Origin of the sequence: Streptomyces cirratus, assembly GCF_014650775.1 — a bacterium.
Taxonomy (GTDB): domain Bacteria; phylum Actinomycetota; class Actinomycetes; order Streptomycetales; family Streptomycetaceae; genus Streptomyces; species Streptomyces cirratus.
On record NZ_BMVP01000001.1, the window covers coordinates 501,749 to 525,000 of the forward strand.

General features: G+C 73.6%; 21 protein-coding genes and 1 other RNA gene. 7 read left to right on the forward strand and 15 right to left on the reverse strand.

Translation table 11 applies throughout. From position 1 onward, the window contains the following. Window positions 1–17: 17 nt before the first annotated feature. An RNA gene (rnpB, locus tag IE207_RS02285) (RNase P RNA component class A) lies at window positions 18–419 on the forward strand. A gap of 61 nt (window positions 420–480) precedes the next feature. Here the strand turns inward: rnpB and IE207_RS02290 are convergent. The 3 genes from IE207_RS02290 to IE207_RS02300 are packed head-to-tail and all read right to left on the reverse strand — an operon-like array spanning window position 481 to window position 3,358. Beyond that, the gene (locus tag IE207_RS02290; protein WP_190182283.1) at window positions 481–1,761 is read right to left on the reverse strand and encodes a bifunctional RNase H/acid phosphatase; all 1,281 of its coding nucleotides are present in this window, start codon (window positions 1,759–1,761) and stop codon (window positions 481–483) included. Further along, window positions 1,761–2,504: a zinc ribbon domain-containing protein gene (locus tag IE207_RS02295; RefSeq protein WP_190182746.1), complete on the reverse strand. Its 744-nt coding sequence runs from the start codon at window positions 2,502–2,504 to the stop codon at window positions 1,761–1,763. Before IE207_RS02295 ends, IE207_RS02290 begins: the two co-directional genes overlap by 1 nt. Further along, the gene (locus IE207_RS02300) at window positions 2,501–3,358 is read right to left on the reverse strand and encodes a Nif3-like dinuclear metal center hexameric protein (protein WP_190182284.1); all 858 of its coding nucleotides are present in this window, start codon (window positions 3,356–3,358) and stop codon (window positions 2,501–2,503) included. Before IE207_RS02300 ends, IE207_RS02295 begins: the two co-directional genes overlap by 4 nt. A 187-nt stretch (window positions 3,359–3,545) precedes the next feature. Between IE207_RS02300 and IE207_RS02305 the strand changes: the two genes are divergently transcribed. Then, window positions 3,546–4,610 (forward strand): hypothetical protein, encoded by a 1,065-nt coding sequence (locus tag IE207_RS02305; protein ID WP_229873248.1) that lies wholly within the window; start codon window positions 3,546–3,548, stop codon window positions 4,608–4,610. 382 nt (window positions 4,611–4,992) lie between these two features. Here IE207_RS02305 and IE207_RS02310 read toward each other — a convergent pair whose 3' ends face one another. Genes IE207_RS02310 through chsH3 form a run of 3 tightly spaced genes read right to left on the reverse strand, consistent with a single transcriptional unit; the run spans window position 4,993 to window position 7,950 of the window. Next, window positions 4,993–5,946, reverse strand: a complete 954-nt coding sequence (locus IE207_RS02310; protein ID WP_190182285.1) for a 3-oxoacyl-ACP reductase — start codon at window positions 5,944–5,946, stop codon at window positions 4,993–4,995. Between the two features lie 39 nt (window positions 5,947–5,985). Further along, window positions 5,986–7,062, reverse strand: coding sequence for an alcohol dehydrogenase catalytic domain-containing protein (locus IE207_RS02315; protein WP_190182286.1), 1,077 nt, complete (start codon window positions 7,060–7,062; stop codon window positions 5,986–5,988). Between the two features lie 33 nt (window positions 7,063–7,095). Further along, complete coding sequence (gene chsH3, locus IE207_RS02320; RefSeq protein ID WP_190182287.1) at window positions 7,096–7,950, reverse strand: enoyl-CoA hydratase ChsH3; 855 nt, start codon at window positions 7,948–7,950, stop codon at window positions 7,096–7,098. Between the two features lie 242 nt (window positions 7,951–8,192). Between chsH3 and IE207_RS02325 the strand changes: the two genes are divergently transcribed. Further along, window positions 8,193–8,543 carry a response regulator gene (locus IE207_RS02325; RefSeq protein WP_229873249.1) on the forward strand — a complete coding sequence of 117 codons (351 nt, stop codon included), beginning with the start codon at window positions 8,193–8,195 and terminating at the stop codon, window positions 8,541–8,543. A 326-nt stretch (window positions 8,544–8,869) separates the two neighbouring features. Here the strand turns inward: IE207_RS02325 and IE207_RS02330 are convergent, their stop codons facing one another. From IE207_RS02330 to IE207_RS02350, 5 genes are all read right to left on the reverse strand, one after another. Beyond that, window positions 8,870–10,528, reverse strand: a complete 1,659-nt coding sequence (locus IE207_RS02330) for a DUF4153 domain-containing protein (protein ID WP_190182289.1) — start codon at window positions 10,526–10,528, stop codon at window positions 8,870–8,872. A gap of 142 nt (window positions 10,529–10,670) precedes the next feature. Next, window positions 10,671–11,858 (reverse strand): lipid-transfer protein, encoded by a 1,188-nt coding sequence (locus tag IE207_RS02335; protein ID WP_190182290.1) that lies wholly within the window; start codon window positions 11,856–11,858, stop codon window positions 10,671–10,673. 17 nt (window positions 11,859–11,875) lie between these two features. Then, window positions 11,876–14,011, reverse strand: coding sequence for an acyl-CoA dehydrogenase family protein (locus IE207_RS02340; RefSeq protein WP_190182291.1), 2,136 nt, complete (start codon window positions 14,009–14,011; stop codon window positions 11,876–11,878). A 149-nt stretch (window positions 14,012–14,160) separates the two neighbouring features. After that, window positions 14,161–14,421: a DUF397 domain-containing protein gene (locus IE207_RS02345; RefSeq protein ID WP_190182292.1), complete on the reverse strand. Its 261-nt coding sequence runs from the start codon at window positions 14,419–14,421 to the stop codon at window positions 14,161–14,163. After that, complete coding sequence (locus IE207_RS02350; protein WP_190182293.1) at window positions 14,381–15,229, reverse strand: helix-turn-helix domain-containing protein; 849 nt, start codon at window positions 15,227–15,229, stop codon at window positions 14,381–14,383. Before IE207_RS02350 ends, IE207_RS02345 begins: the two co-directional genes overlap by 41 nt. Window positions 15,230–15,486: 257 nt before the next feature. Here IE207_RS02350 and IE207_RS02355 point away from each other — a divergent pair, with 257 nt between their 5' ends. The 4 genes from IE207_RS02355 to IE207_RS02370 all read left to right on the forward strand — a co-directional run bounded on the left by IE207_RS02355 (window position 15,487) and on the right by IE207_RS02370 (window position 19,281). Then, window positions 15,487–16,128, forward strand: a complete 642-nt coding sequence (locus tag IE207_RS02355; RefSeq protein ID WP_190182294.1) for a class I SAM-dependent methyltransferase — start codon at window positions 15,487–15,489, stop codon at window positions 16,126–16,128. A 95-nt stretch (window positions 16,129–16,223) separates the two neighbouring features. Continuing rightward, window positions 16,224–17,201 carry an N-acetylmuramoyl-L-alanine amidase gene (locus IE207_RS02360; protein ID WP_229873251.1) on the forward strand — a complete coding sequence of 326 codons (978 nt, stop codon included), beginning with the start codon at window positions 16,224–16,226 and terminating at the stop codon, window positions 17,199–17,201. Window positions 17,202–17,341: 140 nt separating this feature from the next. Next, window positions 17,342–18,148, forward strand: coding sequence for a hypothetical protein (locus IE207_RS02365; RefSeq protein ID WP_190182295.1), 807 nt, complete (start codon window positions 17,342–17,344; stop codon window positions 18,146–18,148). A 122-nt stretch (window positions 18,149–18,270) separates the two neighbouring features. Beyond that, on the forward strand, window positions 18,271–19,281 hold the full coding sequence (locus tag IE207_RS02370) for an LLM class F420-dependent oxidoreductase (protein WP_190182749.1): 1,011 nt from the start codon (window positions 18,271–18,273) through the stop codon (window positions 19,279–19,281). Window positions 19,282–19,369: 88 nt separating this feature from the next. Here IE207_RS02370 and IE207_RS02375 read toward each other — a convergent pair whose 3' ends face one another. The 4 genes from IE207_RS02375 to IE207_RS02390 form a co-directional block, all read right to left on the reverse strand. After that, entirely contained in the window at window positions 19,370–20,482 is a 1,113-nt protein-coding gene (locus IE207_RS02375; protein ID WP_190182296.1) for an ABC transporter substrate-binding protein, read from the reverse strand. Then, complete coding sequence (locus IE207_RS02380; protein WP_190182297.1) at window positions 20,479–20,874, reverse strand: DUF2550 family protein; 396 nt, start codon at window positions 20,872–20,874, stop codon at window positions 20,479–20,481. The genes IE207_RS02375 and IE207_RS02380 overlap by 4 nt, the downstream gene beginning before the upstream one ends. A gap of 9 nt (window positions 20,875–20,883) precedes the next feature. Then, on the reverse strand, window positions 20,884–22,395 hold the full coding sequence (locus IE207_RS02385; protein ID WP_229873252.1) for an immunity 49 family protein: 1,512 nt from the start codon (window positions 22,393–22,395) through the stop codon (window positions 20,884–20,886). Between the two features lie 96 nt (window positions 22,396–22,491). Beyond that, a complete protein-coding gene (locus tag IE207_RS02390; protein ID WP_229873254.1) occupies window positions 22,492–23,139 on the reverse strand; it encodes a hypothetical protein in 648 nt (215 codons plus the stop codon). Window positions 23,140–23,252: the final 113 nt, after the last annotated feature.

Sequence of the window (23,252 nt, forward strand, 5' to 3'; positions counted from 1 at the left end):
ATGGTCGGCACGACAGACGAGTCGGCCGGGCGGCCGCGTCGGGGTCCTTGGATCCCGCCGAGGAACGTCCGGGCTCCACAGGGCAGGGTGGTGGGTAACGCCCACCCGGGGTGACCCGCGGGACAGTGCCACAGAAAACAGACCGCCGGGGGCCTTGGCCCCCGGTAAGGGTGAAACGGTGGTGTAAGAGACCACCAGCGCCTGAGGTGACTCAGGCGGCTAGGTAAACCCCACCCGGAGCAAGGTCAAGAGGGGTCGTTCTCGGACGGCCCTGCGCGGACGATCGAGGGCTGCCCGCCCGAGTCCGCGGGTAGACCGCACGAGGCCGGCGGCAACGCCGGTCCTAGATGGATGGCCGTCTCCCCGGCGACCGCGAGGTCTCCGGGCGACAGAACCCGGCGTACAGGCCGGCTCGTCTGTCACTCCGTACGCAGCCCGGAGCCCCCGCCACGATGTGGCGGGGGCTCTGGTGCGTGGGCGCTAGCGCAGGTGCGAGGTGTCGTTCAGGAGGCGGACCGAGGCGTTGCCGTCGGCGTAGTAGGCCACCGCCGACAGGGAGGCGGCCGACAGTTCCATCTTGAACAGGGACTCCGGGGGCGCGCCGAGTGCGAGGCGGACCAGCGTCTTGACCGGGGTCACGTGCGTGACCAGCAGCACCGTGCGGCCCGCGTACGCGTTCAGCAGGCGGTCGCGGGCGGCGGAGACCCGGCGGGTGACGGCGGTGAAGCTCTCGCCGCCGCCCGAGGGGGCCGCCCTCGGGGAGTCCAGCCACGCCTTGAGGTCGTCCGGGAAGCGCTCCCCGACCTCGGCGAAGGTCAGGCCCTCCCACGCGCCGAAGTCCGTTTCGCGCAGGCCCTCTTCGACGACGACCGGCAGTCCGAGCCGGTCCGCGACGGTCTGCGCGGTCTCCCGGCAGCGCCGCAGCGGGGAGCTGACGACGGCCTCCACGGTGCCCCGTGCGGCCAGCGCCCCGGCCACCGCGGCGGCCTGGCGGCGGCCGGCCTCGGACAGCTCCGGGTCGGTGCCGCCGCTGCCGGAGAAGCGCTTCTGCGGCGTCAGCGCCGTCTCGCCGTGGCGCAGCAGCACGAAGGTGGCCGGGGTACCCAGGTCGGGACCCCATCCGGACTTCGGCGCCGCCGTGGCCGGGCCGGGCTCCGCGAACAGGGTGTCCGCCGCCTGCTCGGCCCCCGCGGCGGGTGCCGACGTACCGGAAGAGGCGGCGAGGGCCGCGCGGACCGCGGCCGCCCCGGCCGTGGCGTCGCCGGGAGGGCCCGCGGGCGGCGGGGTCGCGAGGGCCCGCGCCGCCGAGGTGTCCAGGTCCGCGGAGGAGGCCGACGGCTCCCACTGCCGGCCGCGCTTGCCCGCGTCCATGGCCTCGTTGGCGAGCCGGTCCGCGTGCTTGTTGCGCTCGCGCGGGATCCACTCGTACGTCACCTGCGCGCGCGGCAGGATCGTCGCCGCCTCGGTGGCCAGCGGCTTCATGTCGGGGTGCTTGATCTTCCAGCGGCCCGACATCTGCTCGACGACGAGCTTGGAGTCCATGCGTACGAGGACCACCGCGTCGGGGGCCAGTTCGCGGGCGGCTTTCAGCCCGGCGATGAGCCCCTTGTACTCGGCCACGTTGTTCGTGGCGACGCCGATGTACTCGGCGCGCTCGGCCAGCGTCTCGCCCGTGGCCGGGTCGAGGACCACCGCGCCGTAGCCCGCGGGCCCCGGGTTGCCCCGGGACCCGCCGTCCGCCTCCACCACGAACCGCGGCATCAGATGCCCGAGTCCGCCGTACGGACCAGGATGCGGCCGCAGTTGTCGTGACGCACGACCTGGTCACGGGCGGCGGCCTTGATCTCGTTGACCTCGGCCATGTCGAGTTCCAGACGGCAGCCCTCGCAGCGGCGCTGGTACAGGCGCGCGGCGCCGACGCCGCCCTGCTTGACGCGGATCTTCTCGTACAGGGCCATCAGCGCCTGCGGCATCGAAGCGACGATGACCTCGCGGTCCTTGGCGATGCCCGCGGCCTCGGCGTCGATTTCGGCGGTGGCGGCGTCGCGGCGCGCGGTGGCGTCGGCGAGCTCGGCCTCCAGGCCGGCGACCCGCCCGGTCAGCTCGGTGACGCGCTGCTGCGCGGCCTCCAGGCGTTCCATGACCTCCAGGACCACGTCCTCCAGGTCACCCTGCCGCTTGGCGAGGGAGACGACCTCGCTCTGCAGGTTCGCCAGGTCCCGGGCCGAGATGCCCGCGCCGGAGTCCAGTCGCGCCTGGTCGCGGGCCGCGCGCTGGCGGACCTGGTCGACGTCCTGCTCGGCCTTGGTCTGCTCCCGGGCGGCGTCGCTGGCCTGGGTCTGGGCGGCGACGAGCAGGTCCCGCTGCTGGGTGAGGTCCTTGGTCAGGGAGTCGACCTCGGCGTGCTCGGGCAGCGACTTGCGCTTGTGGGCGAGCTGAGACAGCCGCACGTCCAGGGCCTGGACGTCGAGAAGTCGGATCTGGTCGGCGGGCTCGGCGTTCAGTTGGGGGCTCCAGGGTTGTTGGGGGAGGTGACGGACGGCGCGTGCGCCGTCCACGGGTCGGTGACCGTGCGCGAGACGTGGGTACGCAGACCCCAGCCGTGGCGCTCGGAGATCGCGTCGAGCTGCGCGGCGGCCTGCTCGCACCAGGGCCACTCGGTGGCCCAGTGCGCGGCGTCGATGAGCGCGAGCGGGCTCTGCTCGCGGGCCTCGGACGCGGGGTGGTGGCGCAGGTCGGCGGTGAGGAAGGCGTCCACGCCGGCGGCGCGGACCTGCGCGAACAGGCTGTCGCCGGAGCCGCCGCTGACGGCGACGGTGCGGATCAGCGCGTCCGGGTCGCCGGCGGCGCGGATGCCCTGCGCGGTGTGCGGCAGGCGGGCGGCGGCGCGGGCGGCGAAGGCGCTCAGGGTTTCGGGGTGGTCGAGTTCGCAGATCCGGCCGAGGCCGCGGCGGCCCGCGGGGTCGGTCGGGTCGGGCACGAGGGGGCCGGTGACCCGCAGGTCCAGGGCGCCGGCGAGGGCGTCGGAGACGCCGGGGTTGGCGGTGTCTGCGTTGGTGTGGGCGACGTGCAGCGCGATGTCGTTCTTGATCAGCGTGTGCACGACGCGGCCCTTGAAGGTGCCCGCCTCGACGGTGGTGGTGCCGCGCAGGTAGAGGGGGTGGTGGGTGACGACGAGGTCGGCGCCGAGCCGCACGGCTTCGTCGACGATCTCCAGTACGGGGTCGACCGCGAACAGGACCCGGGTGACTTCGGCGTCGGGCTCACCGCAGACGGTGCCGACGGCATCCCACTGCTCGGCCCGCGCGGGGGGCCAGAGAGCGTCGAGGGCGGCGATGACTTCGCTGAGACGGGGCACGGGCCAAGGCTACCGTCCGTGGCGGCCCTCGGTGGCGGTGCCGGGGGACCTCGGCACCGCACAGCACAACCACCCCCCGCGTCATATCCGAACCGCCGGGCGGCCACCCGTATGTGTGAAGCGGGTGAGGTGGTGTTGTCCGGCGGGAAGTGCGAAAACTAGCTTCCTCACCGGAGGTGACGCACGGATGACTGTCTGTGCCATCGAGATGACGACGGCCGCCGCGTTCACGATCGCGGCGGACGGGGCGTACGCCGCGCGGCTGGCCGGAGAGGGCCAGGCGCGGTACCCGGAGCGCTGGACGCTGGCCGGCCCCGAGCCGTACGCGGTGCCGCTGCCGCTCGCGCAACCGGAGGAGGCGGACAGCGAGGTGCTGCCGCTGGCCGACGGGCGGGTCCTGATCCACCGCCGGGTCGCGGACCGGCACGCCTTCGCGCTGCTGTACCCGACGGGCGGCGCGGGGGCGGGGCCGCGCACCGGGGAGCTGCCGCTGGGTGCGATCGGGCCGGGTTCGCAGGACGTACGGGTCTTCCTGCTGCCGCCGTCCCCGGACGGGCACGGCGCCTTCGCCCTGGCGGTCGGGGCCGAGGAGACGGTGCTGTGGCAGGTGGCCGGGGTCCCCGGCGGGCCCCGGCCGGCCGCCGTCGTCCCGGGCCGCTGCTCGGGCGGCGTCTGGCTGGACCGGACGGGCCGGCTGCTGGCGCTGGACCGGGAGCTGGAGGGCCGCACCAAGGCGGTGGTCGTGGACCTGGCCCGTGGCGGCGAGGTGACCCCGCTGTTGCAGATCGCGGACCACAGCGACGACCGGCTCCTGCTGGCCGAGCCGGACAGCGGGCTGCTGCTGATCCGCTCCGACGCGCCGGGCGAGCCGCGCCTGGGCTGGGGGGTGCTGGGCAGTGAGCGCCCGGTCCGCTTCCCGGAGTGCCTGCGGGCGGCGGACGCGGTGCCGTTCGCGGTGCAGCCGGGGCAGGCGCTGATGCCGGAGAGCTGCGGGGTCGCGCTGCGGGTGCCCGAGGGCATCGCGCTGTGGCGCCCGGCCGACCGGCACGTCTTCCGGATCTCCGCCCCGGCGGGCTGGCTGGGTGCCGGGCTGTGGACGCCGCAGGGGGTGCTGCGCCTGCCGTACGCCACGCCGGAGGTGCCGTGCGGGGTCGTCACCCTGGCTCAGCCGGTCCCGCCGCCGCCCCCGGTCCGGCTCGCTGCGCCCGTGGCCCCGCGCCCGGTCCCGCTCCAGCAGGCCCCGCTGAACTGAGGCGGAGCGTTTCGTGACGCGCCCGCGCTTTTCGTGACGGCGCTCAGGCCGGGGCGGCGCGTCTTCGGGGCGCGCGGACCGGTGCTTCACCCGGGCCCGGTAGGCGCGGGAACGGCAAGGGGGCGAGCAATACCGGGCGGGCCGACCGGCCACCCGGTCCCCCGCCCGCTCCCCCGGCGCCCGGGTACGGGCAGCGGGCCGCCACAACCGGCGCAGCGGGCCACACCCCCGGCCCCGGGGGCGGCCCCGTTCCCCTGCCCCGGCTCTGCCCGGCCCTGCCCCGGCTCCGACTCCGGTCCGGGACCCGGCTCCGTATGAGCGGCCTCGGCCGGGCACCCGGTCAGGCCCTGCCGCTCCGCGATGACACCGGCCCCCGCGGGCGCTAGCCGTGCTTGAGGCCCAGGACCTCCGCCGCGGCGAAGGTCTCGTTCGGCGGACGGGAGTCGTAGTGGGGGGTGAGGAGCCCGTCGAGTTCCTCGAAGGTGAACACCTCCTTGGAGGTGTCGAACTTCGCGGCGACCTTGGGGCGTTCCATCACCGCCACGATCCCGCCGTGGACCACGAACAGCTGCCCGTTGGCCTTCGCGGCGGCCGGTGAGGCCAGGTAGCCGACCAGCGGGGAGACGTGCTCGGGGGCGAGGGCGTCCAGCTTGCCCTCCTCCGGTTCCTGGAAGCCCGCGAACACGTCCTCGGTCATCCGGGTGCGGGCGCGCGGGCAGATCGCGTTGGCGGTGACCCCGTACTTGGCCAGGGCCAGGGCGGTCGAAGTGGTCAGGCCCACGATGCCGCCCTTGGCCGCCGCGTAGTTGGGCTGGCCGGCGCTGCCGCCGAGGAACGCCTCGGAGGAGGTGTTGACGATCCGGCCGTAGACCGGGCCGCCCGCGGCCTTCGACCGCTCCCGCCAGTGCGCTGAGGCGAAGTGGGTGGTGTTGAAGTGGCCCTTGAGGTGGACCCGTATCACCGAGTCCCACTCGTCCTCCGACATGGAGAAGACCATCCGGTCGCGCAGGATGCCCGCGTTGTTGACCAGGATGTCGAGCTTACCGAAGCCGGTGACGGCCAGTTCCACCAGCTCGCGCGCCTGGGCGAAGTCGGCCACGTCACCCAGGTGCGCCACCGCCCGGCCGCCCGCGGCCCGGATCTCGTCGGCCACCTCCTGCGCCGGGGCCGCCGACGCCTGCCCGGAACCGTCGCGGCCGGGCTGCCCGAAGTCGTTGACGACCACGCTCGCCCCGAGCCGCGCCAGCTCGATCGCCTCGGCCCGGCCGAGTCCGCGGCCCGCGCCGGTGACGATGGCGCTGAGCCCCTCGAGCGGCCGCTCATGTGGCAGTGACATCTACCGGGTTCCTCTCGTCGGGTTCACGGGTTCACGGGTTCAGAGTTCGATGCAGGTGCGCAGGGCCACGCCCGTACGCATCTGGTCGAGGGCGTCGTTGATCTCCCCGAGCCGCACCCGGTGCGTGATCAGGCTCGCCAGGTCCACCCGGCCGGCCCGCCACAGCGCGATGGTGCGCTCGTAGGAGCGGAGCACGTCACCGCCCCCGTACATCGAGGGCAGGATCTTCTTCTCGTCGAAGAACAGCGAGAACATGTTGATCGAGTAGTTGTCGTCCAGCGCTCCCGCGCCGACCACCACGACGGAACCGCCGCGCCGGGTCATCTCGTACGCGGTCTGCGTCGTCGCGGACTTGCCGACCACCTCGAAGACGTAGTCGAAGCCCTCCCCGGCCGTGATCCGGTTCTTCGCGTCGCCGAAGGCGTCGGGCGCGACCGCCTCCGTGGCCCCGAAGCGCAGCGCCGCCTCCCGGCGCGAGGCGACCGGGTCGACGGCCACGACCTGCGCCGCGCCCTGCACCTTGGCGCCCTGGATGACGGAGATGCCGACGCCGCCGCAGCCGATGACCGCGACCGAGGAACCGGCCTGCACCTTCGCCGTGTTGATGGCCGCGCCGAGCCCGGTGGTCACGCCGCAGCCGATCAGGGCGGCGATGTCGTAGGGCAGGTCGTCGGGTATCGGCACGGCGCACGCGGCGGGGACCACCATCTCCTCGGCGAAGGTGCCGGTGCCGGCGAAGCCGAAGATGTCGCTGCCCGCCCGGCGGAAGTTGGGGGTGGCCACGTTCGAGAAGGACTCCAGGCACAGGTGGCCCTGACCGCGCTTGCAGGCGGGGCAGTGTCCGCACGGCGGCAGCCAGCAGACGAGGACCCGGTCGCCGGTCTTGTGGGTGGTCACCCCGTCGCCGACGTCGACGACGTCGCCCGAGCCCTCGTGGCCGGGGATGAAGGGGGCGGGCTGCGGCAGTACGCCGCTCATCGCGGACAGGTCGGAGTGGCACAGGCCGGTCGCCTTGATGCGGATCTTGACCTTGCCGGGGCCGAAGCCCACGGCCTCCATGTCCTCGACGACCTCCAGCTTGTCCTGGCCGATCTCGCTCTGTAGCGCTGCGCGCACGGTGCGGCTCCTTCGGTTCGTTCGTCAGAGGGCTTACGCGTGTTCCACGACGGTGTCGGCGAGGACCGGCGCGTCGTCCCGTTCTGCGGCGCTGACCGCCACCCGCACCAGGCCGGGCTCCTCCCACATCCGGATGCGCAGCGTCTCGCCCGGGAAGACGATCCCGGCGAAGCGCGTGCGGTAGGCGCGGACCCGGGACACGTCCCCCGCCAGGGCGGTGTCGACGACGGCCTTGAGGGTCATCCCGTACGAGCACAGGCCGTGCAGGATCGGCCGGTCGAAGCCGGCGAGCTTGGCGAACTCCGGGTCGGCGTGCAGCGGGTTCCAGTCGCCGGAGAGCCGGTAGAGCAGCGCCTGGTCCTCGCGGATGTGCCGTTCCACGGTGCGGTGGGGCGCCCGCTCGGGCAGCTCGGCCTTGACGGAGGGCCCGCGGTCCCCGCCGAACCCGCCTTCGCCGCGTACGAAGATCTGCGCGTCGGAGGTCCACAGCGGCCCGTCGGCGTCCTCGACCTCGGTGCGCAGCACGATCACGGCGGCCTTGCCCTTGTCGTAGAGCGCGGCGACCTTGGCGGAGGAGGTGGCGCTGCCCTTGACGGGGATCGGCCGGTGCAGCTCGATGGACTGGCCGCCGTGCAGGACGTTGGCGAGGTTGACGTCGATCCCGGGAGCGGCCAGGCCGCCCATCATGGCCATGCCGGCGCCGGCGACGGTCGCGAAGCTGGGCAGTACGTGGAGCTTGGACTCCAGGGTGTAGCGCAGCTCGTCGGGGTCGGTGGCGGGCCGGCCGGCGCCGACGCCGAGGTGGTAGAGCTGGATGTCCTTGTGGTCCCAGGCGATGTCCCCGCGGCGGGGTTCGGCGGCGAGGGCCTTGGCGGCATCGATCGGCATTCGGATGCTGCTCCTTGCTGCGTGAGTGCTCCGTGAGTGGAAGACCTCGGCGCGGTCGTCCGCACCGTCGGCCGCACCGAGGTCGTCTGCGGGCCGCCACGGGTAGAACGCGTTCTAGGCGGCCGGTGAGGCCATGTATAACGCACCCCCCAGCAGTTGTGAAGACTGCTGACCCAACGTCAGATGAGCTGTGCGCGGCATGGTTTCCCGGCGCGCGGGGGCCGGAACCCTACGCTGGCGGGATGGACGAAACCGGTCGGCCCCTGCGGGTGCTGCTGTGGCCCGCGAACCCGGCGCTGGCGGTCCGACTGGGCCTGGAGCGGGACATCGAGGTGGTGGCCTCACCGATGGGCCGGCCGGCGGTGGCGCTGGTGGAGTCGGTGGAGGGGATCCGGGAGGTCCGGGAGGAAGCCCCGGAGTGCGCGATCCTGCTGATGGCCGGCTCTGCCCGCCCGGGCCTGCGCGAGGCCGCCCTCGCGGCGGGCGCGTCGGGCCTCATCCTCCGCGACGCCCCGATCCGGGACCTCTCCCACTCCCTCCACGCCGCCTCCCGCGGCGAACGGGTCACGGACCCGACCCTCGACGTCCCATAACACCCGCCCCCAACACCGCCGGACGTTCTCGGGACGGGCCCCGATCCGGCCGGGGCGGCACATCCAGCCCCACCGGCGTTCGAGGCGCGGGGCCCGGGGCCCCAATCCGGCCGGGGCGGCACATCCAGCCCCACCGACGTTCGAGGCGCGCGGTGCGGGCCCCGATCCGGCCGGGGCGGCACATCCAGCCTCGCCGGCGTTTGAGGCGCGGGGTGCGGGGCGGAGCCCCGCGAAGCCCGGCGCAGCCGGGGCCGCTTGCGCAACGGCGCCGCACCGAGCCGCCGGACGGCCGCCAAAGCAACCCGGCTGCGCCGGGCCCCCCGGGGTCAGCCGGTGGTGGGGGCGGATCGGCGGATGCCGTCCGCGCCGAGCGTCCGGCACTCGCCCAGTGACACCGTCACCGGCCGCTCCCGCAGGACCCCCCGGGCCCGGTACTCCCCAAGGCTCGTCGCGTACCACGGCGCACCCCCCGCGTCCCGCAACTCGTCCCGGATCCCGATCAGCGCACACGACCGCTGCGGCTCCGGCAACCGGTCCAGCGCGGGCGCCGCATCCGCCGACAGTTCACGCGCGTAAGCCAGGTCGATCTTGCCTTCCCTCTGGTACCGCGCCACGTTGCTCCCGGCGATCACCCCGTCCGGGGACACCAGCCCGAACGCCAGCACCGTCACCGCCGCGCTCCCCACCACCCCTCGGGCCAGCCACCGGCCCCCCGTCACCCCGGCCGCCATCAGCAGCACGATCACCAACCCGAGCCACAGCTCCACCACGACCACCGACAGCCGCAGCCTCGTCAGCCCGTACGCGTCGACGTACAGGTCCATCCGCCGCACGGCGGAGGCCACCACGACCAGCGTCAGCAGGCACAGCACCCCCAGCACCACCCGCACGAAGCGCCGGTCGCCGGCCGCACCCCGCGGCGCCCACCGCAGGGCGAGCGCGATCACGCCGAGGACGAACACGGTGGCCCACAGCAGCTGCCAGAACCCCTGCCGCGCGTACTCCGCGTACGTGAGCCCGGTGCTCTCCAGCACCTTGTCGTAGCCGCCGAACAGCACCGCCAGCTGCACCGCGATGAACCCCGCGAACAGCAGGTTCAGCACGATCAGCGGCAGCCCCCACTCCACCCGCGACCGCGCCTTGCCCGGGGCCACCTCGAAGCGGTCCCAGCGGTGCGGGGCCGCAGCCGTACGGGCACCGGCCAGCGCGAGGACCGCGCCGAACCCGAAGAGCAGGATCCGCAACGGCCCCTCTCCCAAGGAGACATCAGGAGCCAGACCCCCCAGCAGATCGGCGAACGCCGCATCGGCGGAGGCGAACAGCGCCCCGAACACCAGCAGCAGCCCGACCGCCACCACGCTCGCCTTGGCGACGGGCAGCCAGCGCTCACGGCCCCGCCCGCCCCGCGCCCGTACTCCCGCCCAGGCCCAGCCGACCCCGCTGACGGCGGTGCTCAGGAATCCGAGCGGGCTCAGCAGCACCCCGGGCCACCGCCGGCTCCCGTGCAGGGCCAGCCCGGCCAGCAGGACGGCCGCCAGGATCGCCAGCGTCGAGGGCCAGGCCGAGTCGCGCAGAGCAGGGATCCCGAGCAGCGCCACGCACCCGAGGGCCCACAGCACCGTCCAGGGGCGGGCGGTGCGGCCGGCCGCGCGGGCCGAGACGTAGGCGGCCACCATCGCCGGCAGCGCCGCGATCAGCAGGCCGGGGCCCATGCCGTCCCCGAGGAAGACCGCGGTGGCCAGACCAGCGGCGAGCACCGCCACCAGCGCGGCGGTACGGATCGGCGCGGCCTCGGCGCCGCGGACGCGCCCGCCCATCGAGGCGGCCGCCTTCGCCACCGCATCGGCGTGGGCCTGCCGCCTGCGCAGCTCCTGCTGGTGCATCAGCCAGCCGTGCCAGGCCACGGGATCGTGCCCGGGCTGCCCGGGCGCGGCCGGGGGCGGCCCGGCCACGCCCGGCGAGGGCTGGTCGGCGTTGTCGGACATCAGGTTCCTCCCCTGTCGGCCGCCCCGATCACGGGAACGCGGGGGCGGCGATGCGGACAGGGTAGGCACGGCCCATCAGGTTTTGAACATATTCAAGAAACCCTTGTGGCGGGACCGTGACAAACAAGAAGGACGGCTTCCGCTACCGCCGGAGCAGCGTCACCACCGCCGCCCCGCCCAGCCCGATGTTGTGCGCGAGCCCCACCCCCGCCCCCGGAACCTGCCGCCCGCCCGCCTCGCCCCGCAGCTGCCACACCAGCTCCGCCGCCTGCGCCAGCCCCGTCGCCCCCAGCGGGTGCCCCTTGGAGATCAGACCCCCGGACGGGTTCACCACCCACCGTCCCCCGTACGTCGTGGCGCCGCTCTCCACCAGCTCCCCCGCTCCGCCCTCCCCGCACATCCCGAGCGCCTCGTACGTCAGCAACTCGTTGATGGAGAAGCAGTCGTGCAGCTCGATCACGTCCACGTCCTCCACGCCCAGCCCCGACGCCTCGAACACCGCCCGCCCGGCCGCCGCCGACATCGGCTTGCCGACCACGTCGATGCAGGAGCCCGACGCGAACGACGCCTGCGTGTCCGTCGTCATCGCCTGCGCCACGATCTCCACCGCCTTGTCGTGCAGCCCGTGCGCGACCAAGAACCGCTCCGACACCACCACCGCCGCCGCGGCCCCGTCCGAGGTCGGCGAGCACTGCAACTTCGTCAGCGGATCGTGGATGGTCTTCGCCGCGAGGATCTCCTCGACCTCGTACACGTCCCGGAACTGCGCGTTCGGGTTGTTCGCCGAATGCCGGTGGTTCTTCGCCGCCACCGCCGCCAGCTGCGCGGCCGTCGTCCCGTACCGCTCCATGTGCTCGCGCGCCGCGTTCCCGAAGATCTGCGCGGTCGGCGGAGACATCTCGAAGCCGTGCCCGGCGGCCATGATCCCGTAGTGCCGGGCGACCGGCGAGACCTTGAAGTCACCGCCGTCCGCGCCGCCGCCCAGGGCGCCCTTCTTCATCTTCTCGAAGCCCAGCGCCAGCACGCAGTCGCTCAGGCCGCCCTCCACGAACTGCCGCGCCATCATCAACGCCGTCGAGCCGGTCGCGCAGTTGTTGTTCACGTTGTAGACCGGCACCCCGCTCAGCCCCAGCTCGTACACCGCCCGCTGCCCGGCCGTCGACGGCTGGAAGCAGTACCCCACCGGCACCTGCTCCACCAGCTCGTACCCGATCCCCGCGTCCGCCAGCGCCGCGCTCCCCGTCTCCTTCGCCATGTCCCAGTACTGCCAGTCCCGCGACTCCGGCTTCTCGAACTTCGTCATGCCGACGCCCACGATGTACGACTTCATCCCTGCCACTCCTCGATTCAGTCCCTGGGAAGGCCGAGGATCCGCTCGGCGACGACGTTCAGCTGGACCTGCGTGGTGCCCCCGGCGATGGTCAGGCAGCGGGACATGAGCATCCCGTGCACCGCCCGCTCCCCCGCCCCCTCCCGTACCGCGCCCGCCGGACCCAGCAGTTCCAGCGCCAGTTCCGCCAACCGCTGCTGGTGCGGGGTCTGGACGAGTTTGCGTACGGAGGCACCCGCCCCCGGCTCCAGCCCCGACACCTGCCGCAGCGTGGTCCGCAGACCGATGCAGGCCAGCGCGTGCGCCTCGGCGGCCAGCGCGCCGAGGCGCGCCCGGTACGTGCCGTCCGGTCCGGCGGCGCAGGCCGCGATCAGCGTTTCGAGTCCGGTGTCGAAGGTCATCTGGTCGGCCATGTGCACGCGCTCGTTGCCGAGGGTGTTGCGGGCCACCTTCCAGCCCTCGTCGGCCGCCCCGACCAGCGCGTCGGCGGGCAACGCGACGTCGTCGAAGTAGACCTCGTTGAAGAGCGCCTCCCCGGTGATCTCTTTCAGCGGCCGGATGTCGATGCCGGGCGTGCGCATGTCGACCACGAAGTAGCCGAGGCCCTTGTGCTTGGGCGCCGCCGGGTCGGTCCGGGCGAGGAGGATGCCGAAGTCGGCGCTGTGCGCGGAACTCGTCCACACTTTCTGTCCGTTGACGGTCCAGCCGCCCCCCTCCGCCGCCGGCTCCGCCTTGGTGCGCAGCGAGGCCAGGTCGGAGCCCGCGCCCGGCTCCGAGAAGAGCTGGCACCAGGTGACGTCCCCGCGCAGGGTCGGCATCAGGTACGTCTCCTTCTGCCGAGGAGTCCCGTAGGCGAGCAGCGAGGGCACGACCCAGGTGGCGATCCCGAGATCGGCGAGCTTGACCCCGGCCGCCGCCAGTTCCTGCTGCACCACCAGCTGTTCGACGGGCCCGGCGCCCAGCCCGTACGGCGGCGGCAGGTACGGGGCCGCGTAGCCGGTCGGCGCAAGGACCCTGCGGGCGGTGGTCGGGTCGAGGCCCCTCGCACCCTGGATCGCGCCGCGGGCCTTCGTGCGGTACGTCTCCGCCTCCGCGGGGAGTTCCAGGCGCAGCTCCCGCCGCGCGCCGGCCGCCGCGTACTCCACGGCCCGTATGCGGTGCGCGTCGCCGGGGCCGAGCAGCTGACGGGCCACGATCGCCCGGCGCAGGTGAACGTGCGCGTCGTGCTCCCAGGTGAAGCCGATCCCGCCGAGCACCTGGATGCAGTCCTTGGCGCAGGAGTAGGCGGTGTCCAGGGCGGTCGCGGCCGCGAGGGCGGTCACCAGCGAGCGCACCCCGTCCGGTTCGTCCAGCACCTGGGCGGCGTCCCAGGCCAGTGCGCGCGCCTGTTCCAGCCGTACCAGCATGTCGGCGCACAGGTGCTTGACGCCCTGGAACCGCCCGATGGGCCGGCCGAACTGCTCGCGCACCTTCGCGTACTCGGCGGCGGTGTGCACCGCCCAGGCGGCGGTCCCGCAGGCGTCGGCGGCGAACAGCGCGCAGGCCGCGTCCCGCACCTGCGCGGAGTCCAGCTCCAGCAGCCGCCCGGCCGGTACGGCGACCGCCCGCGCCCGCACCTCGGCGGTGGGCCGGGTCGGGTCGGCGCTGTCGTGGGTACGGACCTCCAGGGCGGTGGCGTCGACGGCGAACCAGAGCGTCCCCGGCTCGGCCTCGGCGGCGAGCAGCACCAGCTCCGCCTCCCCGGCGCAGAGCACGGGCGGGGCGAGACCGTCCAACAGGTAGCCGCCCCCTCCGGCGGGGACGGCGGTCATGGTCCCGGGCCCGAGCGCGACGGCCCCCACCCGCCCGCCGAGCGGCTCGGCCCCGGCCCGCGCCAGGAGTACGGAGGCCAGCGCGCTCGGCAGGTACGCCCCGGGCAGCGTCGCCCGGGCGGCCTCCTCCACGACGACGGCGAGGTCGAGCAGCGTCCCGCCCTCCAGGTGCGGGAACAGCAGCCCCGAGTCGGCCAGGTCGTCCCAGTACGCGGGCCGCGCCCCGGTCTGCGGCGGGGTGTCGAGCAGCTTGCGCACTTCTTCGGCCGGCACGGCCCGCGCGAGCCGGCCGCGCACGGCGTCGGCCAGCTCCCGTTGCTCTTGCGTGATTCCGATGCCCATGCGCGGCAGGCTAGAACACGTTCCATTCTGACGGAAGGTCAGATCGCCTCCGGGATCCGACCGAACCCGCCGTCCGACGCCGGACACGACGAAGGCCCGGTTCCGGCGCGCGGGATCGCCCTCACGCCGTAACCGGGCCCGGAACCCGTTCAGAGACCGCGCACGAACTCCGCGAAGGCGTCGGGGCTCACGGTGAAGGCGGGCCCACCGGGGTTCTTGGAGTCCCGGACGGCGACGGCACAGGGCCGGGCGGCGACCTCGACGCACTCGCCGCCATTGCTGCCGCTGTACGAGGACTTGCGCCACTCGGCACCGCCGAGGGGGGCGCACTCGACGCAGTCGCCGCCGGTGGTCCCGCTGTACGAGGACTTACGCCACACCGCGCCCGTCATGTGCTGGATGGTGTCCATAACGCTCCTCCATTACGCGGGCGATCCGTGCCGCCGAGTCCTCCACGGAGAGGGCGGCGGCCTGCAAAAGATCGTATCGGAGCGAACCCCGCTTGAGCGCTTGCGGATTGGCCGTCATATGACCCTGGACGAGGTCCTCCGTATAGAGCATGTCGTGCCCGTCATCGAACCGCAGCAAGGTGAACGAGCCATCAAGTCCCGCGTGCGCGCCCGCCTCGAACGGCAGGATCTGCACGTTCACCCATTCTCGCTCCTGCAGCACCAGCAAATGGGCCAGCTGCTCCCGCATGACGTCACGGCCACCGATCTCCTGATACAGCGCCGCCTCACCCATCACCACCCACATCAGCGGCGGGTCCTCGCGGTCCAGGATCCGCTGCCGGTCCAACCGCGCGGCCACCTTGCCGTCCAGATCACCGTCGCTCCGCGCGCCCAGGACCGCCCGCGCGTACGCCGGAGTCTGCAACAACCCGTAGATCAGCTGCGCCTGAAACGTGGAGATGCACCCGGCCCGCGCCTCCATCTCCGCGTACGCCTGGAACCACGTCGGCAGCTGGCTCCGCAGCACCAGCCCCACCAGCCGGGAGAAGAAGCCTCCCGTGTCGAGCGCCGCGTCCACCCGCTCGGAGAAGTCCCGGGTCGGCACCCTGCGGGCCTTCTCGATCATGCCGATCAGCGATCCGGTGCAGAAGACGCAGCTTCCGAGCTGCGCCTGTTTCATGCCGGCGGCTTCGCGGTAGCGGCGCAGTTCGGCGCCGTAGTAGTCCAGCGGAGAGGCGCTGGGATCGAGTTCGCGGTTGTGGACCACGGAGCGGTCACCCCCAAGTCACGCCGTGCGGCGTCCGGTTCGGTCTGTCGCCGAGCGTAATCACGCCGTGGCGCCCCGCGTGGCCGGAATCCCACGACTCCACCCTCAAGAGCGGAAATCGGCCTCCATCCACCACCCCGACTTCACCCTGCGTGAGTCGTGCCGCAGGGCCGAGCACCCCCCGCCCGTGGCCCCCTACCCGGCGGTAGGGCAGCATGGGCCGCCCACGCGCACCCCGCTCAGCAGGAGGAACCACCATGGCCAGCCCCAAGCCGGAGACCCTCGCCGCCTTCGAGGCCGCCAAGGGGTTCATGCCCGTGGGCGAGGGGCTCGCCCTGTACGCCGCCGCGGCCGGGGCGGCGGCGCTCGGCCTGCCGCTGCTGGAGGTCGGCACGTACTGCGGCCGCTCCACCCTCCTGCTGGCCGACGCCGCCCGTGAGGCGGGCGTGGCCGCGCTCACCGTCGACCACCACCGGGGCAGCGAAGAGCAGCAGCCGGGCTGGGAGTACCACGACCCGACGGTGGTGGACCCCGAGATCGGGCTGATGGACACGCTGCCGACCTTCCGCCGCACCCTGCACCGGGCCGGCCTGGAGGAGCACGTGATCGCGATCGTCGGCCGGTCTCCGCAGGTGGCGGCTGCCTGGGGCGGCCCGCTGGGCTTCGTCTTCATCGACGGCGGCCACACCGACGAGCACGCGAACGCCGACTACGAGGGCTGGGCCCCGCACCTGGCCGTGGGCGGCACCCTGGTGATCCACGACGTGTTCCCGGACCCGGCCGACGGCGGGCAGGCCCCGTACCGGATCTACCTGCGCGCGCTCGCCTCCGGGGCCTTCGAGGAGGTCTCGGTGACGGACTCGCTGCGCGTCCTGCGGCGTACCGGCGAGGGCATCTAGCACTCGTCCCGTCCCCCCTCGGGCATATAAGCAGACCACGCCCTCGAATGGCCCAGCTCCGGTCCCCCGGGGCGGGGCCGGTCTAGCATCGCGGCGTGCGCTACGACGACAGTCCCCCGCCCCCCGAGTCCGCCTCTTCGATCAGTCCGGACCGGCGCTGGTTCATGCGCCGCTCCGGACTGACCATCGCGGCCGCGTCCCTCGTCCCGGCCGCCCTGGCGGCCTGGGTGCTGACCCAGGCGCTGACCGGGTCCGGACCCGACCGGCAGCCGCCCCCGGCCGCCGCGCCGCTGCCCGCGTCCCACGCCACCGGCCTGGACGGCAAGCCGAACACCGCGGCCGGCGCCACCGGCGCCACCCCCACCGGTACCAGCCGCTCCGCGCAGCCGCCCGCCAAGGGCCCGCTGGCCGGCCGGACCGTGGTCGTCGACCCCGGGCACAACACCGGCAACTTCGACCACACCGCCGAGATCGACCGCCAGGTGGACATCGGCACCAAGCGCAAGGAATGCGACACCACCGGCACCACCACCAACTCGGGTTACATGGAAGCCGAGTTCACCCTGGACGTGTCCCGACGGCTGCGCACCCTCCTGGAAGCCAAGGGCCTCAAGGTGGTGTTCACGCACGAGACGGACCGCGCCTGGGGCCCCTGCATCGACGAGCGGGCCCGCATCGGGAACGAGGCGAAGGCCGACGCCGTCGTCTCCGTCCACGCGGACGGCGTCTCCGAGGGCAGCCGCGGCTACCACGTGATCCTCCCGGCCGAGGTCAAGAGCGGGAAGGCGGACACCGCGAAGATCGTGGAGCCCTCCCGGCTGCTCGGCGAACGCATCGCGAGCAACTTCGGCCGTACGACGGGATCGAGCCCCGCCAACTACCTCGGCAGCGGCACCGGTTTGGTCATCCGCGACGATCTGGGCGGACTGAACCTCTCAACCCGGCCCAAGGTGTTCATCGAATGCGGCAACATGCGTGACAGCAAGGACGCGGCGCAGCTGACGAATCCGCAGTGGCGCCAGAAGGCAGCGCAGGGCATCGCGGACGGTATCGTCGGCTTCCTGGGCGGGTAGTCCCCGACCGGGGCCGCCCGCCGCCCCGGCCCTCTCGGCCACGGAAAACCTCCGTACCATGGTGCCGCCCGCCCCGCTCCAGCTCTGATCTGCGACCGCGGCACCACGAGACGACCGAGACCGAGAAGGACACCTAAGACGTGAACATCCGCTCCCTCACTCGAGGCGACGGCGTGGTGATCGGAGCAGCGGCGCTGCTGTTCATCGCCTCGTTCCTCGATTTCTACTCCGTCACCGGCGCCGATATGCCGAGCGTGTGGAACACCGACTACAGCGGCCTCGCCCTACCCGCGATCTTCCTGCTCGGGTTCGTCGCGGCGGGGCTGCTGATCGCCTCCCGCTTCCAGCCGGAGTCCCGCAAGGTCCTCGGGCTGCCGCTCGCCGCCTGGGGCACCGTGCTCGCCGTCGCGGCCGCCTGGAACGCGCTGTGGTCGCTCATCGTCTGCCCCGTCAGGGCGGACCCCGGCGCCGGCTGCATCCTGTCCTTCCTCGCCGCCCTCGCGCTGGCCGGTGTGGCCGTCGCCGGGCCCAAGATCCCGGCACTGGCCGGTCAGCTCGTCCCCGAGCCGCGGCCGGCCGCCGTCCCGCCGTTCGGTGGCCAGCCCGGCGCCGGGTACGGCTATCCGGGCGCCCAGCAGCAGCCGTACGGGTCCACCCCGCAGCCGGTCCCGCCGTACGGTGGCACGCCGACGCCCGCTCCGGGCCCGCAGGGCGCGGCCCAGGCCCCGACGCCGGGCCCGGGGGCTGACTTCTCCCCGTTCTGGTTCGCCGTCCCGGTGGCCCGGCCGCTCTTCCCGGAGGACGGTTCGCACACCCCGATCGCGGAGCTCGCCCCCGGCACCTGGTACCTGGCCGTCGAGCAGCGCGGCGAGTCCACCTTGATCGCCCAGACCCAGGACGGCCGCCGCGGCGTCCTGAACGACACCTCGGGCATCCAGCGCGGATAGCTCCCACGCGTCCCCGACGGCCCCCCGCCCTTCCGGGTGGGGGGCCGTTGCCCTACAGTCTCCTGATGCACCGTCAGGTGAGTGCCCGTACGGGACTCACCGGGACTCACGGGGGGCCGCTCATGCGCCTGGGACTCGCACTCGGCTACTGGGGCCGCGGCCCCGGCCGGGACCACCTCGCCCTCGCGACGGAGGCCGAGCGGCTCGGGTACGACTCGGTGTGGACGGCCGAGGCGTGGGGGTCGGACGCCTTCACCCCGTTGACCTGGATCGCCGCGCACACGTCCCGCATCCGGCTCGGTACCGCCATCGCGCAGATGGCCGCCCGCAGCCCCACCGCCACCGCCATGCACGCCCTGACCCTGGACCACCTCTCGGGCGGCCGGATGATGCTGGGGCTCGGCCTGTCGGGGCCGCAGGTGGTGGAGGGCTGGTACGGGCGCCCGTTCCCCGCGAGCCCGCTCACAGCGACCCGGGAGTACGTGGACGTCATCCGGCAGGTGCTGCGCCGCGAGGCACCCGTCTTGCTCGACGGCCGCTTCCACAGCCACCCGTACCGCGGGCCCGACGCCACGGGCATCGGCAAGGCCCTCAAGCCCATCACCCACCCGCTGCGCGCGGACCTGCCGGTCCTGCTCGGTGCGGAAGGCCCGAAGAACATCGCCCAGACGACCCGGATCGCGGACGGCTGGCTCCCGCTGTACTGGTCGCCGGCCCGCACCGACGTCTACCAGGCATCCCTGACCGCGCTCCCCGAGAACTTCATGATCGCGCCGATGGCCCGCGCCGAGGTCTGCGACGACGTCGCGCAGGGGCTGCTCCCGGTGAAGGCGATGCTCGGGTTCTACATCGGCGGCATGGGCCACGCGGCGCGCAACTTCCATGCCGACCTGATGGCCCGGATGGGTTACGCGGAGGAGGCCCGCCGCATCCAGGAGCTGTTCCTCGCCGGCCGCAAGGAGGAGGCGGTGCTCGCGGTCCCCGACGCGTTCGCGGACGAGATCTCCCTGATCGGGCCGCGCGAGCGGATCGCGGAACGCCTCGACCTGTGGCGCGGGGGCCCGGTCACCGACCTCCTCCTGACGGCCCCTGACCCCCGCACCCTGCGCGTCCTCGCGGAACTCAACACCTAGTCCAGGGCGTGTCTTTTGGATCAGGCCGGAAGCCCGGCACGATCCGAAAGACACGTCCTACGCCGACAGGCCATGGGGCCGAGCCGTCTCAGCCGCGGTGGAGGATCCGGAAGCGGTCGGGCCGGGCCGGGTCCCGGTCGACGACTTGGACCGGCGTCCAAGCCCATTGCCAGACGCCGATGCCCGGCGTGCGGGAGAACCGGATGGGTCCGCGGGTTCCTTCGACCGCCACGCGCGGCCATGAGCCGGCGATGGCCGTCCGCTCCGTGCCGTGGGAACGCAGTGCCGCGGTGAGGACGGTGACGGTGTCCCAGCCTTCGAAGGCGACGAAGGAGGGCGCTTCACCCAACCGTTCGCGCAGCTCCTTCCCGACGCGTTCGCCGAGCGGACCCAGGCGCTCGGGCAGGTAGCGCAGGAACGGGATCCCGGCGCCGTCCTCGCCCAGCGCCGCATCCCATTCGGCGAACTCCGGCTGTCCGGCGGGAGCGCCGATCAGGACCTCCGCGAGCCGCCGGTCGCCCCGGACGGCCCTGACGATCGGCACCGCCGGCTCCGGATGGCCGACCAGCAGGAGGAGCGCCGTCGCGCCGTGGTCGGCGAGCGCGTCGCACAGGGCCTCCGGGGTGAGCGCGTTCGCGTCGAGTTCGAGGACGGTGCCGCCGCGGGGAGCGAGGTGGTCCCGCAGGAGGCGGGTCCCGGACGCCCAGTAGACGCTCGGCTGGGTCGCCACGGCGATCCGGCGCCGACCCGCACCGAGGAGGAAGTGGGCGTATATCCGCCAGCCGTGGGACTGGGCCGGGGCCAGGCGCGCGACCCATTGCGTCGGCTCCTCGGTGAGCGCGTCGAGCACGGCGGACGAGCAGAGGAACGGCACCCCGAGGGCGTCGGCCCGGGCGGCGGCGGCTCGGGCGACCACGCTGTGGTACTCACCCGCCACGGCGACCACGCCCAGACCGGCCAGTTCGTCGACGGCTGCCGCGGCCCGCCCGGGATCGGCCGCGGTGTCCCGGACCACTAGTTCCAGTGGTCTGCCGTCGATCCCGCCGGCGGCGTTGACCTCGGATGCGGCCAGGTCGAGTCCTGCGAGCAGGTGCCGGCCCGCCTCGGCCCAGCCGGGCCGGGTCAGCGGGACGAGAGCGCCCACGCGCAGGGGCGCCCCCTCTGCCGGCTCTGCTGCGGACGGCGGGGGTGAGGTGTTCACCGGGCGACGTCCCCCGCCTCCGGCACCAGTGCCAGCAGTTCCCGCAGGTCCAGCGGCATCACGGCGATCTCGATGGCGGGGCCGGCCACGGGGGCGCAGGTGACGATGCGGGAGCCGGGGTTGATGGACAGGCCCTCCCGTACCGAGGTCGGCCGGACGGCGGTGGCGCGGGCGCCGGCCAGGTCGACGGCCGGGCCCCGCCGGGGGATCCAGCGGGCCGCGCCCTGGTCGACGTGGACCCGGCCGGACCGCCAGCGTCCCCGGCCCTCGGGGTGGCGGGCCATGCAGGGGATGCCGGCGGGGGAACCGGCCTTGGCCCGTCGGCGCTGCACGCGCCGTACCAGCCACCCGGTCACGGCTGCGACGACGGCGAAGAGCAGGAATCCGAACATCTGTCCATCCTAGGCGGGGACCCCGGCGTCGGGGATGGTCTCTATCCGTTCCCGGTTGAGCAGGTAGGCGGGCAGGTACGGCTGCTTCGGGTCGACCGGGAACCCCCGGTCGTAGGCGAGGCTCGCCATCGCCAACGGCCCCAGCGCCAGCCGGGCGCGCGGCGCCCCCGACCCGTCCCAGTAGCCGCCGTGCTCCGCGAGGGCCTCGGCCAGCGCCTTGGCGAAGGCCTCCTGGTCGCCCGCGACGAGGCGGTGGAAGAGGGCGACCGGCTGGTAGTCGACCCGGTTCACGAAGTCCTTCGGCGCGTGCGTCAGGGCCTCGGGCCTGGACGTCTCCATCGTGGCGAGGAGCTTCTCCACGACGTCGTCCATCGGCCCCCGGGAGAAATAGGTCCGCAGGGTGTCCGCCCAGTGCAGGACGTACTCGTCCACCGAGTCGTCCTCGCGCAGCCTCGCCATCGGCACCCGGCACAGCCTGCCGATCCGCTCGTGCTGGCGGCACACGATCGCGACGTACAGGGCGTCGAGCCAGGCGCGCACGTCCGCGGGCGGTTCGGCGGGCGTCTCGGGCAGCTGCCTGACGAGGTCCTCACCCAGTTGGCACTCCTGCGGTTGCGCGCCGGCGAACAGCGCGGAGCCGAGTTGAACGGCGGTCGCCCACGCCTCCCACGTGTCGATGCTCCCCGCATCCGGATCGTCGGCGCAGTGCGCGTGGGCGAGCGCGAGGGCGGAGCCGAAGGCCTCGCCGAGCCCTGCCGGGTCCCGGGCGAAACGGCCTATCGACTCGGCGGTGGTGTGCGTGAGCCGATCGACGTCGGGGGCGTCGGCCGTGGCCGGGGTGGCGAGCCGGCCCGCCCGGTCCAGACCGACCAGGCCCTTCATCAGGGCCAGCAGGCGCGGCGGCGGCTGGACGGAGACGGTGCGGCTCTCCTCGTCGATGACGGTGAGCGAAGTGAGTTGGCCGTCGTGCCACCAGTAGACCCGCGGCGACAGCCCGCCCGGCCCGTCGGCGTGGGCGCCCAACGCGTACTCGGCGAGGGTGTTGAGCGCATCGACCACGGAGCCGTCGCCGATCGGGTGGTACACCAGGTTGTGCCGGCCGGGCACGACCACGAGGGCGCCGGCTTCCGGGAGCGGCTCACCGGTGACCTGCCGGGCCACTTCGGACAGGAACAGCGCCTTGCTGGCGACGAAGTGGGAGTCGCCGTACAGGGAGTGCAGCCGCGCCCCTTCCCGTCCGGGCACCCGCGCGTATTCGACGGGTACGCGCATCAGGTTGGCGTACCCGGCCCGCCCCAGCTCCTGGAGCCCGGCGCGCTCCACGTCGTGGTCGGTGAGGATCCGCACGCCGGTGGGGCCGTCGAGGGCGTACGCGAAGACGAGCCCGTCGGCGACCACGCGCGCGTAGCGCATGGCCCCGGCGAGCTCGGGGGTGAACGCGTCCACGGGGAGCAGCCGGGCGTGTACGTCCCGGAGCAGTTCGGGCGCGTCCGTCGGGTGTTGGGCGTCGTCTCGGTTCACCCTTGCGACTCTACGAGGGGGGTGTGACAGTGCGGCGCCGGGGCGGGCCGGGGCTGTTCGCCCGGCCCGCCGGGGCGCCGCCAGGTCCGGGCGGGCCTAGCCGCGCAGCTGGGACAGGCTCGGCACCTGGTCCTCGACGGGGGCGCCGGCGCTCTGGCCGGCGCCCTTGACGCCGCCGATCACGTTCTGGAAATTGCTGATGTCGGCGTCGTTCGCGTCGCCCTTGCGGAGCTTCGAACCGAGACCCTTGAGGGACTCGATGCCCGAGGTGAGCGGGGCGACCGCCTTCGACAGCAGCGGGTCGCCCTTGGCGTTGTTGATGGCCGCCTTGAGCCGGTTGTAGGCGAAGGCGCCGGCCAGGCCGGCCTTGACGAGCGCGAACGTACGGCCCTTCGCGCCCTTCTTGAACTTGCCCGCCTGGTACGGCTTGACGATCCACTGGTAGGTCGCCCCGGCCGCGAGACCGGCGTTGGCGACGAAGCGCGTCTTGGCGAACTTCTGCCGCTCGGCAGAGGTGCTGGGCGACGGCTCGGCGGCGGCGGCCTGGACGTCGGCGGCCGCAGCGGCTCCCTCGGCTTCCGCGAAGGCGGCCACGGCGACCGAGACGTCGTCGTCCTGGCTTCTGGTGACGGTGCCGGAGCCGCCGCCGGAACCGCAGGCGGTCGCACCGGCCAGGAGCGCGCAGGAAAGCAGGGCCGCCGTCAGGGCGCGGCGGATCCGGACGGAAGTGGTGGGGTGGGACACGGTTGCCTCCGGGGACTGAGGTGTCCTCCGCAGCCTGGCCCGGGCCGCCCGACTCCGCTACTTGGGGGACCCGTTCGGGGTTTGTTCCGCCGTGCGGCGGCAAGACGCGGGAC